Raw genomic sequence first — 16468 nt, forward strand, 5'->3', positions numbered from 1 at the left:
TGGCCTCGATCGCGGTCGGGTACCGTGCGGTCGTGCGCGATCTTGTGGCCAGTTCGTTGACGACGCCCTTCCGGCCCCGAACCTCCCCGCCCAGCGTTGCGTCGGTGTTGAAGGTGATCCTGTGGCCGCTGGCGATCCTGTTCATCATTCATCGCAGCTACGTGCTGGCGACCAACGGCTACATCACCGACGACTACGGACCCGTCTACCGGGCGGTCGTCAATTTCAAGATGGGCTGGGACATCTACAACGAGCACTTCAACCACGTCGACCCGCACTATCTGTATCCGCCCGGCGGGACGCTGTTGATGGCGCCGTTCGGCTACCTGCCCGTCGACGCTTCGCGGTACTGGTTCATCTTCTTCAACACCGTGGCGATCGTGCTGGCCGCCTACTTCCTGGTGCGGCTCTTCGGTTACGGCTTCCGCTCGGTCGCGCTGCCGGCCCTGCTGGCCGCGATGTTCTGCACCGAAAGCGTGATCAACACACTGGTTTTCGGCAACATCAACGGGTGCATCCTGCTGGCGGAGGTGCTGTTCTTCCGCTGGCTGCTTGACGGTAAGCGCAACCACCAATGGCTGGCGGGTGTCGCGATCGGGTTGACGTTGGTGGTCAAACCGCTTCTGGCGCCGCTGTTGTTGCTGCCGCTGCTGAATCGCCAATGGCGCGCGCTGGTGGCCGCCTTCGTGGTGCCGCTGGTCTTCAACGTCGCGGCGTGGCCGTTGATCAGCGACCCGATGAGCTTTTTCACCCGCACCGTTCCCTACATCATGACCACCCGCGACTACTTCAACAGCTCGATCGCCGGCAACGGCATCTATTACGGCCTTCCGACATGGCTGATCCTGTTGTTGCGCATCGCCTTTGTTGTGATCGCCGTGATTTCGCTGTGGCTGTTGTACAAGTACTACCGCACCCGCGATCCGCTTTTCTGGATGACAACGTCGTCGGGCGTGCTGCTGATCACCTCGTTCCTGGTGCTGTCGCTGGGGCAGGGCTACTACTCGATGATGTTGTTCCCGTTCCTGATGACGGTGGTGCTGCCAAACTCGGTGCTGCGTAATTGGCCTGCGTGGCTGGCGATCTACGGCTTCATGAGCGCCGACCGCTGGCTGCTCGGACACTGGCCGACGACGGGGCGGTTCCTCGAGTACATGAAGTTCACCTACGGCTGGGGGCTGATGCTCGTGGTCGTGTTCTCGGTGCTGTACTTCCGCTATCTGGACGCCAAGGCGGAGGGCCGACTCGATGAGGGGATCGACCCGGCGTGGATGAAGAAGCCGTCGGGCCCGGACGCTGCGGCCGAACCGGCGCGGCCTGTCGCGCCGCCGATCAGCTGAGCTCGGTTTACTGCTCCGACAGTATTTGCCAACGCAAGGTCCGAGCTGGCGTCTGAACGACTATTACCAGTGCTGATACGCGTCTGATCTCGTACGATTGATTTCGCTCACGGGGGTGGTCTACTGGGGAGGCGCCAATGCCGAGAATCCCGGTAGATCCGCAGTCCATCACGGCGGAATGGTTGAGCGAGGTTCTCGACGCTGACGTGCGGGTCTGCAAGCTCGAGCAGTTCGGGATCGGCTACGGGCTTCTCGGCCGCCTCTATCGGGCCCATCTCGATGGCGACCCGGACCTACCGCCCACGGTCGTGGTCAAGCTGCCGACGCTGGACACGACCGCGCGAACCCACCTGTGCGAAGACCTGGAGTTCTACCGACGAGAGGTCCGGTTCTATCAGCAGATCGGCGTGGCGAATCCGCTGCCGCCGGCACGGCCGTATTTCGCGGCCATCGACGAGGCCACCCACGATTTCGTCCTGGTACTCGAGGATCTGGGTCGGCTCCGCAACGTCGACCAGCTCGTCGGCTGCTCGGTCCCCGACGCTGAAACCGTCATCGACGCCATCGCCCGCCACCACGCCTATTGGTGGGAGAACGACCGCCTCGCGTTGCTGCCATGGCTGAAGGAACACACTTCCCCGCCGTTTCCGGAGGTGATCATCAGCAATTACCACGCCGCCTGGCCCAAATGCGTCGAGCGCGTGGGCTCGGAACTGACCCCGGCGGTCCGTGACTACGGTGACCGGTTCGCGACGCTGATGCCGTGGTTCCTGGCGGAGGTCTCCCGGGCACCTCAGACCTTCCTACACGGGGATCTCCGGTTAGATCAGTTGTTCTTCGCCGTAGGTGCCGGGGATCCACCGCTCACAGTTCTGGACTGGCAAGTCACGAATAGAGGCCGCGGCGCCTACGATGTCGGCTACTTCCTCAGCCAGAGCCTCACGCCCGACACTCGTCGTGGCTGCGAGGACGAGTTGCTCAACCGTTATCGCAAGTGTCTCGCCGAGTACGGAATCGACTACCCCGCAGACCAACTGCGCCGGGATTACCGGATCGCCGTCGCATGGTGCTTCCTCTACCCCGTCATCGCCGAGGGTCGGATCGAAGTCGTCAACGACCGCAATGCACGACTGGCCCGCTTGATGTTCCATCGCGCGGTCGCGGCCCTGGAAGACCACGACGCGTTCTCGCTGGAGCCCGACTGACCATGGCCGAGAACCGCCGTACCTGCGCCTCCTGCAGGACGGCGAACGAGGAGGATGCGCGCTTCTGCGAGGGCTGCGGCGGATCACTCGCGCAGGTCTGCGCGACGTGCGGCCTGGAAGCGAGAGCGACCGCTCGGTTCTGCCGCGGCTGCGGTGCTCCACTTGACGAACTGGCCACCCCCACAACGGAACCGCCCATCGCGGGTCCGGCCCGCAAAACGGTAACCGTGTTGTTCGCCGATCTGGCCGGATCGACCACCTTCGAGGAACGGGTCGACGCCGAAACAACCCGCGAGGTGATTGGCCGTTACCACGAGCTGTTGCGGTCGACCGCGCAGCGACACCGCGCGGGCGTCACCAAGTACATCGGCGACGGCTTCATGGCCGTCTGGGGTGTTCCCGAAATAGGTCCCGAGGATGCGCTGCGCGCCGTCGACGCCGCGGTCGAACTGCAGGAACGGTTCGTCGACCTGGCCGCCGAGGTCGCCGAGACGCACCGCACCGAGTTGGCGCTGCGTGTCGCTGTGAACACCGGCGAGGTCGTCGTCGGTGCGGGTGACGCCGACCTGGTGGGCGACGCTTTGAATGTCGGTGCTCGCTTGGAGGCCGAGTGTCCGCGCGGCCGCGTGGTGGTCGGCGAGGAGACCTGGCGGGCGACGCGCGGGCGATACGGCTATGAATCGCTCGGGCAGGTACAGGTGAAGGGCCGTCACGCACCGGTTGCGGTGTACCAGTGGCTCGGAAGGCATTCGGATGTTGCGGACGCCGCACCATTCGTCGGTCGGTCGCAAGAAGTGCGGCGGCTTCAGGGCGTCCTCGACGACGCGATCGCGGCGCGCGCGGCGCGGCTCGTGACCGTCGTCGGCGACCCCGGTGTCGGCAAGAGCCGTTTGGCCACCGAATTCCTTGGTGCCCAGACTGATGCGCGCGTTATTCAAGCTCGGTGCGCCGTCGAGGGGTCGGTTGCGCTGGCGCCGATTGTCGAGATATTGCGGGCCCGCGATCTGGAATCCGACATCCCAGCAGGAACCTCGGAGCGAGATCGTCTACTGCGCGACCTCAAAGGCCTCGCGACCGGCGTACCGGGCTCGGTCGAAGAGAACTTCTGGGCGCTGCGCAGGTTCGTCGAGGTGCTGGCGTTCAGGGCCCCAGTTGTGTTCGCACTCGACGACGTTCAATGGGCCGACAGCCTGCTGCTGGATTTCATCGAGCATGTGGTCGAGTGGATCAAGGACGTGCCGGTGCTCGTGTTGGCGTTGGCCCGGCCCGAGCTGCGCGAGATCCGGCCCGACCTCGTCGCCGCCAGCCGCTGGGTCGCCGACACCATCCACCTCGACGGCCTCGATGCCGGGGCGACGGCCGAGCTCGCCGCCAGGGTGTTGGGCGCCACCGAGCTGCCGCCCGAGCTGCTGCATCGCCTCCCCGCGTCCACCGGAGGCAATCCCCTGTTCGTCCGCGAATTCGTCGGGATGCTCGCGCACGACGGCGTTCTCGTCGAGCACGCAAACGGCTGGCGACTGACCATCGATGTCGAGGCCATCACCATTCCCCCGACGATTCATGCCCTGCTCGCGTCGCGACTGGAACGGCTGGACACCGGGGACCGACGCATACTCGAGATCGCCTCGGTGATCGGCAGCGACTTCTCCGTTGGCACGGTTCGAGCGCTCGCCGGCGGTCACGCGGACGCGATCAAGCTGTCGCTCAATCGACTTCGGCGTCTCGAACTCGCTCAACCCACGGGGACGTACGTCGGCGACGAGGCCGTCTGGCGCTTCCATCACGTGCTGATCCGCGACGTCGCCTACCGGCGGCTATTGAAATCCGAGCGCGCAGAACTGCACTCGCGCCTTGCCGACTGGGTTGAATCGGGCGGCGCCAGTGTGGCGTTCGAGGCTGATGAGATGATCGCCCGCCATCTGGAGGCCGCACACACCTATCGACGTGAACTGGGCACGCTCGACGAGCACACGAGCGATCTCGCCCTGCGCGCCGCTCACCACTACTCGGCATCCGCGCGACGCGCACTGGACCGCGACGAGTTGGTCTCCGCCGGCGCACAGGCCGCACGAGGGGCGGCGCTCGCCGGCGACGCCGAGTCCGTACACGCCGAGCTTCTGTTGACGGGGTGCGAGGCACTTCTGTCCGCAGGCGACGTCACCGCCGCCGCCGCCCTCGTCGAGGATCTCGAGCGCATCGCCGGAGACGCGTTGGCCCCATGGGCGACGTGCTATCGATGCCAATTCGGCGTGTACACCGCCCCGGACCGGTTGTTGGAATACGACGCGCTCCTCCAGCGCGCCATCGACGAGTTCACCCGTCGCGCGGACCGCGCGGGACTCGCCAAGGCGCACCGCGTCCGAGCGAGCGCGCGGCTGCGTCTCGGACGGGTTGGCGACGGCGAAGTCGACCTGTTCGAGGCGCTGATCGCGGCTCGACAGAGTAGAGACCACCGACAGATCACCGCGGCGTTGAGTGCGGCGCCGGGTGCCGCGCTGTGGGGGCCGAGCCCAGTACCCAAGGCCGGCGGCCGGTGCCTCGACGTGGTTCGGATGCAACGGATGACGACGGCTGCACCCTCCCTCGAAGCCACGTCGTTGCGCCATCTGGCGGTGCTGGAACTGCTGCGCGGCCGACCGGACAAGGCGCGCAGGATGCTCGGCGAGGCGCGCCAGATCGTGGCCGACCTGGGTCTGCGGCATGGGCTCATGGAAACGGAGTTGTTCGCCGGGATCATCGAGTCGATGAGCGGCGACCCTCTCGCTGCCGAACCGCACTTCCGGACGGCCCTGGAAGGACTCGACGCGTTGGGTGCTGGCGCCGACGCGGGTCTGGCCGCTGCCCTGTTGGCGAGATCGGTTCTCGCGCAGGGACAGATCGACGAAGCCGACCGCTATGCGGCCGAAAGTGAGCGCCTCGCCGGTCACAACCTGAAGACAGCGATCGCGTGGCGCGCGGTGCGGGCCGAGATCCTCGCGACGCAAGGACGCCACGATGAGGCGACTGCAATGGCCCGGGATGCGGTGGCGGTCGCCAGCGGGACCGACATCGTGCTCGACCATGCCGAGGCCTGCCTGACACTGAGCCGTGTGCTAGATACAGCAGGAGATGTCAAGGGGGCCGGGTCGGCCCGAGCCGATGCCCGAGCGCTGTACGCGGCGAAGGAGGCCTCGATCTCGGTCGGACTCGTCGACGAACCCGTTGTCGTGCCATCGGATGAACCCGCCCGGACAGCACCCGGCCACGCAGGGGAACGTGTGACCGCGACGTCCGGCCGGCTCGCGGTCGACAATGACTCGTGCCGACTGCTGCCGATGTTCATCCGGGCAGTCAAGGAACACGACGTCGAGAGCGCCCTGCTCTGGTTCTCGGAGCGGTTCGTGTATGACGACCGGCGGCGACTGAGCGGCGACCGTGTCATCGGCTTGGACGCGATGCGCACTGCGATGGAGCGAGTCTCCGAGCAGTACACGCAATTCGAGTTCCGTGTCCTGGCTGTCCGCGGCCGCCATCTGCATCTCCTGTGGAGTCGCTGGGCCGATGACGACGGGAATGTCGCAACCACGCTGTACGTCGATGAAACCGGTAACGACGGGCGCATCGTCTATCACATCCGCTTCGACGAGGATGACTTCGAAGGCGCATATCTCGAGCTCGAGCGGCGATACTACGCTGGGGACGGTTCGGCCCACGCTGAAGCTGCAGCCGTAGCAACGGAAGTCGTCACCGCGCTGAACCGGAAGGATTACGAGCGAACCTTCGGCGAACTCCTTGTTCCGACCTTCCGGCTCGAGAATCGTTCCCACGCCGCACACCCCGAGCTTTCAGCCATGGAATTTCGCGGAACCTTGGAGGAACTCGACGCGATCGTTGCATGGTCCCGCGTCTGGGTCTCAGCCATCCAGTGGCTCTCACCGAACTGGCTTGTTTACCGCTTCGCACGAAAGGCGGTGGGCCACGAGTCCGAGGAATACGAGTGGGTCAGCCTTCAGGTAGCCGAAATCCAGGGCGGTCGGTTGGTTTCGATATGTCAGTTCGAAACCGACGATGAGGCAGTTGCGTTCGCTTACGCCCAGGAGCGAGTGCGGGCAGCCACCAGTCGACTCGCGGTTCAAAACCAGGCATGCCGGTTGTTGCCGCGATTCGTCGAAGCCCTGAGGTCGCACGATGTCGACGGCGTCGTCGCAGCCTACGCGGATGACTACGTTTACGACGATCGACGACGACTCAACGGTGCGCCGATTGTCGGACGCGACGCAATGCGGGCCGCCGTCACACGAATCTGCGATCAGTACGGACAATTCGACGTTCCGGTGTTGGCCGCTCGCGGCAATCGCCTCTTCATGGCCGAGAGTCGTTGGACCGATGGGTCCGGAAACGCGACGGAGTATCTGCATGTCGCCGAGGTGAACGACGCCGGTCAGATCGTCTACGACGGCCGCTTCGACGTGGACGACTTCACGAGCGCGTATCGAGAGCTTGAACGTCGCTACTACACAGGAGAAGGCGCAGCTTACGCGGAAGCGGGGGCAGTAACGACGGAGTGGATCACCGCACTCAATCATCGCGACTACGACCGACTGATCGATGAGCTGACTTCTCCCTCCTATCGCCTCGAGAACCGGTCGAGCTCTGTCTTCGGCCATCGCACCGCAACGGATGTCAGAAGCTCGTTTGAAGACTTCGACGCCGCGGTGGTTTCAGCCCGGTCTTGGGAGGCGGCCGTGCGCTGGTTGTCACCGAGAGTGGCCATCTTCCGTTTCGAACGCCAAGCGGTTGGTCGCGACGGTGAACCTTATACGTGGGCATGGCTCGATGTCTGCGAGATTCGCGACGGCCGGGTTGCCTCCGCGTGTCGCTTTGACCTCGATGCCGAGGACGCAGCGTTCGCATACGCCGAGGAGCGAATTCGGGCCAGCAGTAGCCGACTCGCAGTCGCGAACCGAGCCAGTGACGTCGCTAACGCTTCGTGGCGGGGAATGCATGCCCACGACATCGACGCCGCGGTGGCGCACCTCTCCGATCAGGTCGTCGTGGAAGATCGGCGACAGTTGAGCGGTGACCCATTGGAGGGAATCGCGCAGCTGCACGAGGGTATGGGGCGTGTGCTCGAGCAATACCATCACAGCGAACTGACCACGTTGGCGGTGCGAGGCGAACGGTTGGATCTGCGCCGGATACGCATGTGGGATGACAGCGGCAACGAATCCACGACGCTCAACGTGCTCGAGATCGACGACACCGGTCGGATCGCGCATTTCATCCGCTTCGACGAGCACGACTTCGAGGGCGCACTCGGTGAGCTCGAAAGAAGGTACTACGCCGGCGAAGGTGTGGAGTTCGCCGAGGGCGGATCGGTATCGGTAGCAATATTCGCCGCCCTCAACCGTGGGGAGTATGACCGAGTGTTCAGTGACCTCGCCGCGCCGGAGATGCGTATCGAGAACCGTTCACGCTCAGCGTTTCCTGATCGTTCGGCCAGCGACCTGCGGTCCAGTTGGGGTTACTTGGACGCGATGGTCTCGTCGTCGCGAATATGGCCTTCGGCGGTCTGCTGGGTCTCGCCGCACTGGAGCGTCAGCCGCATCGAACGCGAGGCAATCGGACACGACGGCGAGATGTACGCGTGGACTTTCCTCCTGGCCGGCGAAATCAGGGACGACCGGATTACGGCCCTGTGTCAATTCGACATCGAGGAAGAAGAGGCCGCGTTCGCGTACGCCGAAGAGCGGGTCCGCGCCGCGAGCAGCCGACTGGCAGTCAAGAATAGCGCTACCGAGGTCGTTGAAGCCGGCTGGCAAGCATTGCGGAGTCACGATGTCGAGGGCCTTGTGGCCACCTACGCCGATGCCTTCGTCTACGTCGATCGACGGCGTTTGAGCGGCGGCCCGGTCGCCGGACGTGACGCGATACGCGCAGCGATCCGCCGGGTTCTCAATCAATACAGCCGGTTCGACGTCCGCGTGCTCGCGGTGCGGGGAGACAGGTTGGCGATGAGCCGCAGCCAATGGTCGGACGAGGCGGGTAATGAGACGACACAGCTTCATGTTTCGGAAATCGGCGACGATAACTTGTGCGTCTACGACTGCCGCTTCGACGGCGACGACTTCGAAGGCGCCTATCGAGAGCTGGAACAGCGCTTCAAAGTCGGTGAAGGCGCTGCATACGCCGAGGGAATCACCGTCCTCACCGAGTATGCCTGTGCCGAGAACCGAGGCGACTTCGACCGAGTCTTCGGCGAACTCGCCAGCGCCGACGTGCGAATCGAAAACCGTTCACGGTCGGTCCTACCGGATCGGTCTGCGGCCGAATTCCGGGCCAGCCGCGAAGAGCTCCAGGCGATGGTCGAGTCCGTACAGTCCTGGCACTCGGCGATGCGCTGGCTGTCATCGAGTGTCGTCGTCGGCCGCTTGGAACGTGAAGCAGTCGGTCGTGACGGCGAAATGTACGTTTGGAGTTTCATCACTGTCGCCGGTGTTGATGATCAGCGCCTCGCGTGGACGTGCATTTTCGACCTCGATGACGAAGACGCCGCCTTTGCCTACGCCGAAGAGCGGGTCCGGGCGGCCACGAGTCGGCTGGCGCTGACAAATCACGCCTGCGAGGTGGGCCGTCGAGTCCTCCATGCGAGCGAGAGCGGGGATGTCGATACCGCCGTCGCCAATTTCTCCGAGCACTTTGTCTACGTCGATCACCGGCGGTTCAGCGGTGAGCCCGTGACAGACCCTGTCGGGCTCAGGACCGCCCTGCAACGAATGTTCGTACACTACAACCACTTCGACGCTCGTGTGCTGGCCGTTCGCGGGGAACGGCTTCAGTTGGCACATACCCGGTGGTTTGACGACGCCGGAAACGAGACCTCTCGTCTCGTCGTCATCGAACTCGACACCGACGGACAGATCGCGCTGCAGGCCAGTTATGACGAAGATGATTTCGTCACGGCGTACCGCAAGCTGGAGACCCGCTACTTTGCAGGCGAGGGCGCCGCGTTCGCCGAGGCGGGCGCCGTAACCATCGAGTACGCGACGGCCCTCAACACCCGCGATCTGGACCGCCTCTTCGGCGATCTCAGTGTTAACGATCTGAACGTCCAGAACCACTCACGATCGATCTTCCCTGATCGCTCGGGCGCGGAGCTACGTGCCACCGTCGAAGATCTCGATGCATTGGTCGCGTCGGTGCGGCAATGGCATTCGGCAACGCATTGGCTCTCAGCGAATGTATGCGTCGGGCGTCACGAGCGCGAGGCGATCGGACACGACGGTGAGCGCTACTCGTGGACGCGTTTGATGGTCTTCGAAGTCCGCGACGGGCGAATGGCGTCGATGTGCATTTTCGAACCCGACGACGAGGACGCTGCATTCGCGTACGCCGAAGAGCTAGTGCGAACACCCAACAGCAGGCTCACAGTGAGCAATCTGGCGACCCGAACCGTCGAAAACCTCTGGCGGCTAATGCGACTGCGAGATACCGATGCCGCTGCCGAGCTCGCCGCCGATTCATTCGCTTACGGCGATCATCGCCGCCTATACGGCAACCCGGTCGGAGATACGCGCACTGCACTCGCACGCATCCTCGAGGACTACACGTCCTTCGAGATACGCACGCTCGCGGTACGCGGCGAGCGACTCCACCTTGGCTGGACCCGGTGGTCGAACGACGACGGTTTCGAGGTTCGCTACCTGACCGTTCACCAGGTCGATGACGCCGGACGGATTCTGTATCACGGTCGCTTCGACGAGGACGACTTCGAGGGCGCCTACCGCGAACTCGAGCGGCGGTACTACTCAGGAGAGGGAGCAGCCTACGCCCCGGATGGCGCAGTGGGCACCGATTACGTCGTTGCCATGAATACAGGCGATTTCGACCGGCTGTTTGGAGAGCTGACAGCGCCGGACATGCGTCTCGAGAACCGCTCTGCCTCAGCATTTCCGGATCGCTCAGTCGCCGAATTTCGCTCGAGCATTGAGCAGTTGGGCAGTATGGTCGCTTCCGCCCGAACCTGGAACTCGGTAACGAGGCACGTGACGTCGAACTGGACCGTTTCGCGTCAAGAGAGAGAAGCGGTAGGCGACGACGGCGAAGTGTATGCGTGGACGAGGTTGATGGTCTGCGAGATCCGTAACGGCCGGATGCGGGTGGCGTGCGAGTTCGATGTCGACGACGAGGATGCGGCATTCGCCTACGCGGAGGAGAAGGTGCGCGCCGCCGCGAGTCGGCTACCGATCGAGAACCTTGCCAGCCGAACGCGCTACGCGTTGGGAGAGGCATTGCGCGCAGGCGACGCCGAGTGCGCCGCACGTCTATTCACTGAGGACTACATCTACGACGATCAATGGGCGATCGGCGGCGATCCGCCCGACAGCGTCCGCGCAGCATGCGAGGCAATCCTAAATCAATACACGAACTTTGAGGGTAAGACCTTGGCGGTGCGCGGTGACGCACTGCAGCTTTCCCATACTCGTTGGTCCAATGATGCCGGCTACGAAACGCGCTATCTGCATGTGCTCGAAGTCGGCGACGACGGGCGCATCTGTTACTACGGCCGCTTTGACGAGGACGATTTCGAGGGCGCCTACCTGGAGCTCACCCGCCGCTATTGCGGTGGCGAAGGCGCAGCTGTCGCCCAGTCAGTGACACTCGCCGCCGAGTGGGTAGTTGCGCTGAATGCCGGTGATTTCGACCGAGCGTTCGGAGAACTCACATCCCGCGACTTCCGGATCGAAAACAGTTCCAGCACAGCATTCCCGGACCGGACAGCGGCCGAACTCCGAGCGAGCCTCGAGGACTTGAGGTCGATGATGACTTCGATTCGTCAGTGGAACGTTTCCGAATGTTGGCTGTCGTCAGACTGTGTCGTCGCTCGGAATGAAAGGCAAACCGTCGGCAAGGACGGCGAGCAATACACGTGGTCCAGCATCGACGTCGCTGAAATTCGCGATGGGCGCGCCGCGCTCGTCTGTCGATTCGACATCGACGACGAGGAAGCCGCGTTCGCCTACGCGGAGGAGCTGGTTCGCGCCACGGCCGGTCGACTCGCGGTGACGAATCGAGCGACCAGAACCTCGGACGGCCTGTGGAAAACGATGCAAGCACGAGAAGTCGATGCCGCTGCAGCACTATTCGCCGACCCCTTCGTCTACGACGACCGTCGACGACTGGGCGGAAATCCTCTCGGGGATACACGTGCGGCCCTGGAGCGGCTCCTCGAGGATTACTCCACATTCGAGAGCCACACATTGGCGGTGCGCGGTGAATCACTGACCCTGGGTTCAATGCATTGGTCCAACGAGGGTGGCTTCGAGGTTCGCTATCTGATGGTCCACGAGGTCGACGACGCTGGACGAATTATCTATCACGGCCGCTTCGACGAGGACGACTTCGAGGGCGCCTACCACGAGCTCACGCGCCGCTACTGCACCGGCGAAGGAGCGGCCGTCGCCGAGGGCGCAGCGCACATCGCCAAATACCTGATGGCCATCAACCGACGCGAATGGGACACCGTCTTCGGAGAGATGGCCACGCCGGACATGCACGCCGTCAGCCACTCGCGATCCGGCTTCCCCGACCGCTCGGTCGCCGATCTCCGCGCCAGCTACGAGGATCTGTGCGCAATGGTCGCCTCGATGCGTTCATGGCATTCGGCGGAGTACTGGCTGTCACCAACCGTGGCTGTGACCCTTCACGAACGCGAGGCCACGGGCCACGACAGCGAGCGATACGAGTGGACCCGCCTCATCGTCGGCGAGTTCCGCGACGGACGCACTAGGCATCTGTGCGAGTTCGATGTGGACGACGAGGCCTCCGCCTTCGTGTATGCAGAGGAGCTGGTTCGACGAGCCGGCACTAGTAGCGTGGAGACATGACCACACCGGCTCCCAAACTGCAGCTGACCGATGACGAGTGGCGCAAGAAGCTGACCCCCGAGGAGTTCCACGTCCTGCGCGAGGCCGGCACCGAGCGTCCCTTCACCGGCGAGTACACCGACACGAAGACCGAGGGCATCTACGAGTGCCGCGCCTGCGGGGCCGAGCTGTTCCGCAGCACCGAGAAGTTCGAATCGCACTGCGGCTGGCCATCGTTCTTCGACCCCGCCGACTCCGACGCCGTCATCCTGCGGTCCGACGACTCGCTGGGCATGCACCGCGTCGAGGTGCTCTGCGCCAACTGCCACAGCCACCTCGGCCACGTCTTCGAGGGCGAGGGCTACCCCACTCCGACCGACCAGCGCTACTGCATCAACTCGATCTCGCTGCGGCTCAAGCCGACCTCCTGACGCGAAACTGCATCCCAGCAGCGCTTCACTCGAAAAAGATCTGCTGGAATGCCATTTCGGCGCGCAGGGCGCAGAGAAGCTACGCCGGGTAGACGGCGAACTCGGCGCGGTCCTCGGTGTCGGCGACACACTGGAACAGCAGCGGCGCCGTCATCGCGTTACCCGAATAACACGTGAACGGGCCGATGACCTGGTACTTGTCGCCGTTCAGGTTGTACTGGACGGCGTAGTCAGACGCCGTGATGCAGTCGATGTCGCCGGCCGTGATGTCGATGACCTGCCCGAAGCGCGGTGCGCACTTCTCGCTGTCCGCCGGTTGCGCAAAGCCGGTGGGCGCCGCGCCCAGAGCGCCGATCGACAGCGCAGCAGCGAGCAGTACCTGAGTCCTCATCGGTCAATGATGACCGAGCGACGCCGGTTACGGCAGGCGATCGATCAACTGCTCCGCGCTGATGCGCGGTCCGGTGAAGAACGGCGTCTCCTCGCGAACATGACGCCGCGCATCCGTGGCGCGCAGATCCCGCATCAGGTCGACGATCCGGTGCAGCTCGGGTGCTTCGAACGCCAGGATCCACTCGTAGTCGCCCAACGCGAACGCCGGAACCGTGTTGGCCCGAACGTCCTTGTAGCCACGCGCCGCCATGCCGTGCTCGGAGAGCATGCGACGGCGCTCCTCGTCGGGCAGCAGATACCAGTCCAGCGACCGGACGAACGGATACACGCAGATGTAGTTCCCCGGCTCCTCGCCCGCCAGGAACGCCGGGATGTGGCTCTTGTTGAACTCCGCGGGCCGGTGCAACGCGACGTTGCTCCACACCGGATTGCTGGCGCGGCCCAGGGCGGTGGTGCGACGGAAGTCGGCGTAGGTGGCCTGCAGGGCCTCGACGTTGTCGGCGTGCGTCCAGATCATGAAGTCGGCATCGGCGCGCATGCCCGCGATGTCGTACAGGCCGCGCACCACCACGCCGCGCTCCTCCTGCTGCTTGAGGAACGTCGCGGTCTCGTCGGCGACCGCGCCGCGCTCGTCTCCCAGTTCCCCGGGCCGCACGGCGAACACCGAGAACATCAGGTAGCGGAGGGTGGAGTTGAGCGCGTCGAAGTCGAGCTTGGCCATGGCTCTATCGTGCCACGCGCGCGGTGACCAGCGACGCCACCGCCCTGGTGGCCGCCGACACACACGCCGGAACACCGATTCCGTCGAGGAACCCGCCCGCAACCGCGATCGTCGGCGGCAGCCCCGAGCGCAATTCGGCGACCAGCGCGCCGTGACCGGGTCCGTATTGCGGCATGGCGTCGATCCACCGCTGCACGTGGTAGTCGACCGGCTCGGTCCTGACCCCAAAGAGGGTGGCGAGATCCTCGGCCGCCCAGTCGAGCAGCTGATCGTCGCCCACGCTGCGGGCCAGGTTGTCGCCGGACCTCCCGAACGAAAACCGGACCAACTCGACGCTGCCGCGCTGACCCCACTTGCGCGACGTCAGCGTGACCGCTTTCGACCACAGGCGTTCGCCGCCGGCCACCAACACCCCGGACTGCTGCGGCAGCGGCGTACCGCCCGGCAGCGCCAGCGCCACCAACGCCGACGACGCCACCGGAATGCGCTGGGCCGCGGCGGCGCTTCGGGGAGCCACCTCCGCTACCAGCCGCGCCAGCCGAGGTGCCGGCACCGCGAGCACCACCGCGTCGGCGTGGTGGCGGACCCCTTCGTCGTCGACGAGTTCCCAGCCTCGAGCGTCGCGGTGCAGCCCTTCGATCGTGACCTGCCGCCACTGCGCACCGGCGCGCCGGACAAGCTCGTCGACCAGCACCCGGTAGCCGCCGTCTACGGCGCCGAACACCGACCCGGTGACCGGCGGCGGCGCGGCCTCGCGGACGGCGTCGGTGAGGCTTTCCGCGCCGCGGTCCAGGGCGACAGCCAGCGTCGGCACCGCCGATCGAACCCCGATCGTCGCCGCGTTACCCGCATAGACACCGGCGAGCAGGGGTTCGACCGAACGGGTGACCACCTGCTCTCCGAACCGATCGCCGACCAGCTCGGCAACCGACGGATCGGCACCGGGGCGCCACGCGAACGGGCGACCGGGTTCGCCGTGCATCCAGGCGATCGTCGCGTCGTCCACCAGCCCGGCCAGCGCCGACGGCTGCGCCGGGATTCCCTGCAACGTGCCCGCGGGAAGCGGATGCAGCCTGGCCTGGCTGTAGATGAGCGGTCGCGCGCCGGTCGTGCCGATCTGTCGGTTCGCCAGGCCCAACTCGGCCAGCAACGCGGGGACTTCAGGCCGCCGTGCGACGAACGCCTCGGCGCCGACGTCCATCGGTTGGCCGCCGATCCGCTCGGTGCGCAGCACGCCACCCAGCCGGTCGGCGGGGTCGAACAGCGTGATCGTCGCGTCGGGACCCGCCGCGACACGCAGTCGATACGCGGCGACGAGACCCGAAATCCCTCCGCCGACAACGCAATACGATGCACTCACAGCGAATGCACCAATGCCACCACTTCGGTGATCACCTCGGGGTCGGTGGCCGGGAGCACGCCGTGCCCGAGGTTGAACACATGCCCGGCGGCTCCGGCGTCGACCGCCCGCCTGCCGTCGTCGACGACCGCACGCGCCGCGCGTTCGGCCACCGGCAGGCCGGCCAGCAACACCACCGGGTCCAGGTTGCCCTGCAACGCCGTCCCCGGGACCACCCGGGCGGCGGCGTCGGACAGCGACGTGCGCCAGTCGACCCCGACCACGGCCGGGGCGCCGTGCCCGGACGCCGCCTGCGACATCGCGCCCAGCAACTCGGCGGTACCGACGCCGAAGTGGGTCATCGGCACTCCGGCGGCGGCCAGCGTCGCGAACACCCGGGTGCTGTGCGGCAGCACGTAGCTGCGGTAATCGGCCAGCGACAACGTCCCGGCCCACGAGTCGAACACCTGGATCGCATCAACACCGGCGTCCACTTGAACCTGCAGGAACGCGATCGTCACATCGGTGAGCGCGGTCATCAACGCGTGCCAGGTGTCGGGCTCGCCGAGCATCATCGCCTTGGTCCGCTCGTGGTTACGGCTCGGCCCGCCCTCGACCAAATAGGACGCCAGCGTGAACGGCGCGCCCGCGAAGCCGATCAGCGGCACGTCGCCGAGCTCGGACACCAACGACCCGACGGCCTCCGACACCGGCGCGACCTGCTCACGCTCCAGCGGTCTCATGGCGGCGACATCGGCGGCGGTGCGAATCGGGTGTTCGATTACCGGGCCGACGTCGGGAACGATGTCGAGGGCGATGCCCGAGGCCCGCAAGGGCACCACGATGTCGGAGAACAGGATCGCGGCGTCGACGCCGTGCCTGCGGATCGGCTGCAGCGTGATCTCGGTGATCAGCTCGGCATCGAAGCAGGCCTGCATCATCGTGTTCTTCGCCCGCAACGCGCGGTACTCGGGCAGCGAACGGCCCGCCTGCCGCATGAACCACACCGGCACGCGGCCGGGCTTGCGGCCGCTGGCGGCGGCCAAATAGGGCGAGTCGGGCAGCTCACGGCGCGTGTTCATCGCTCTCAATGCTGCCATGCGGACCGCGCGGCGCCCGCCTGGCCTCGACCGGACCAGCACCCGACAAGATCGGCGCGCCACGCGCACAGACCTGCTCGAATGGGCTAGCGTC

10 protein-coding genes and 1 pseudogene are annotated in these 16468 nt (G+C 65.4%); 5 read left to right on the plus strand and 6 right to left on the minus strand.

The window, feature by feature from the left end:
* Positions 1 to 32 precede the first annotated feature (32 nt).
* The 3 genes and pseudogenes from aftC to AU072_RS28715 all read left to right on the plus strand — a co-directional run.
* On the plus strand, positions 33 to 1340 hold the full coding sequence (gene aftC / locus AU072_RS22595; protein WP_082680636.1) for an arabinofuranan 3-O-arabinosyltransferase: 1308 nt from the start codon (positions 33 to 35) through the stop codon (positions 1338 to 1340).
* A gap of 137 nt (positions 1341 to 1477) precedes the next feature.
* A complete protein-coding gene (locus tag AU072_RS22600; RefSeq protein WP_064415836.1) occupies positions 1478 to 2545 on the plus strand; it encodes an oxidoreductase family protein in 1068 nt (355 codons plus the stop codon).
* Between the two features lie 2 nt (positions 2546 to 2547).
* Positions 2548 to 3708 (plus strand): annotated as a pseudogene (locus AU072_RS28715) (adenylate/guanylate cyclase domain-containing protein); the annotation flags it as partial.
* On the opposite strand, the gene AU072_RS28880 reads toward AU072_RS28715, so the two are convergent.
* Both AU072_RS28880 and AU072_RS28720 read right to left on the minus strand, forming a co-directional pair.
* Positions 3592 to 4329 (minus strand): hypothetical protein, encoded by a 738-nt coding sequence (locus AU072_RS28880; RefSeq protein ID WP_328586823.1) that lies wholly within the window; start codon positions 4327 to 4329, stop codon positions 3592 to 3594. The pseudogene AU072_RS28715 and the gene AU072_RS28880 overlap by 117 nt on opposite strands.
* A 30-nt stretch (positions 4330 to 4359) precedes the next feature.
* Entirely contained in the window at positions 4360 to 5607 is a 1248-nt protein-coding gene (locus tag AU072_RS28720; protein ID WP_235629788.1) for a hypothetical protein, read from the minus strand.
* 318 nt (positions 5608 to 5925) lie between these two features.
* Here AU072_RS28720 and AU072_RS22605 point away from each other — a divergent pair, with 318 nt between their 5' ends.
* Positions 5926 to 12411: a nuclear transport factor 2 family protein gene (locus AU072_RS22605; protein WP_235629786.1), complete on the plus strand. Its 6486-nt coding sequence runs from the start codon at positions 5926 to 5928 to the stop codon at positions 12409 to 12411.
* Complete coding sequence (gene msrB / locus AU072_RS22610) at positions 12408 to 12821, plus strand: peptide-methionine (R)-S-oxide reductase MsrB (protein WP_064350888.1); 414 nt, start codon at positions 12408 to 12410, stop codon at positions 12819 to 12821. Before AU072_RS22605 ends, msrB begins: the two co-directional genes overlap by 4 nt.
* 79 nt (positions 12822 to 12900) lie before the next feature.
* Here msrB and AU072_RS22615 read toward each other — a convergent pair whose 3' ends face one another.
* From AU072_RS22615 to hemE, 4 genes are read right to left on the minus strand one after another with little or no spacing between them, the layout of a single operon-like run.
* Entirely contained in the window at positions 12901 to 13212 is a 312-nt protein-coding gene (locus tag AU072_RS22615) for a hypothetical protein (protein WP_174523679.1), read from the minus strand.
* 27 nt (positions 13213 to 13239) lie between these two features.
* Positions 13240 to 13935: a hydrogen peroxide-dependent heme synthase gene (gene hemQ / locus AU072_RS22620; protein ID WP_064415837.1), complete on the minus strand. Its 696-nt coding sequence runs from the start codon at positions 13933 to 13935 to the stop codon at positions 13240 to 13242.
* Between the two features lie 4 nt (positions 13936 to 13939).
* Positions 13940 to 15295 carry a protoporphyrinogen oxidase gene (locus tag AU072_RS22625; RefSeq protein WP_064415838.1) on the minus strand — a complete coding sequence of 452 codons (1356 nt, stop codon included), beginning with the start codon at positions 15293 to 15295 and terminating at the stop codon, positions 13940 to 13942.
* Positions 15292 to 16356, minus strand: a complete 1065-nt coding sequence (hemE, locus tag AU072_RS22630; protein WP_064415839.1) for a uroporphyrinogen decarboxylase — start codon at positions 16354 to 16356, stop codon at positions 15292 to 15294. The genes AU072_RS22625 and hemE overlap by 4 nt, the downstream gene beginning before the upstream one ends.
* Positions 16357 to 16468: the final 112 nt, after the last annotated feature.

It is taken from the genome of Mycolicibacterium novocastrense (genome assembly GCF_001499835.1).
GTDB classification, from domain to species: domain Bacteria; phylum Actinomycetota; class Actinomycetes; order Mycobacteriales; family Mycobacteriaceae; genus Mycobacterium; species Mycobacterium novocastrense.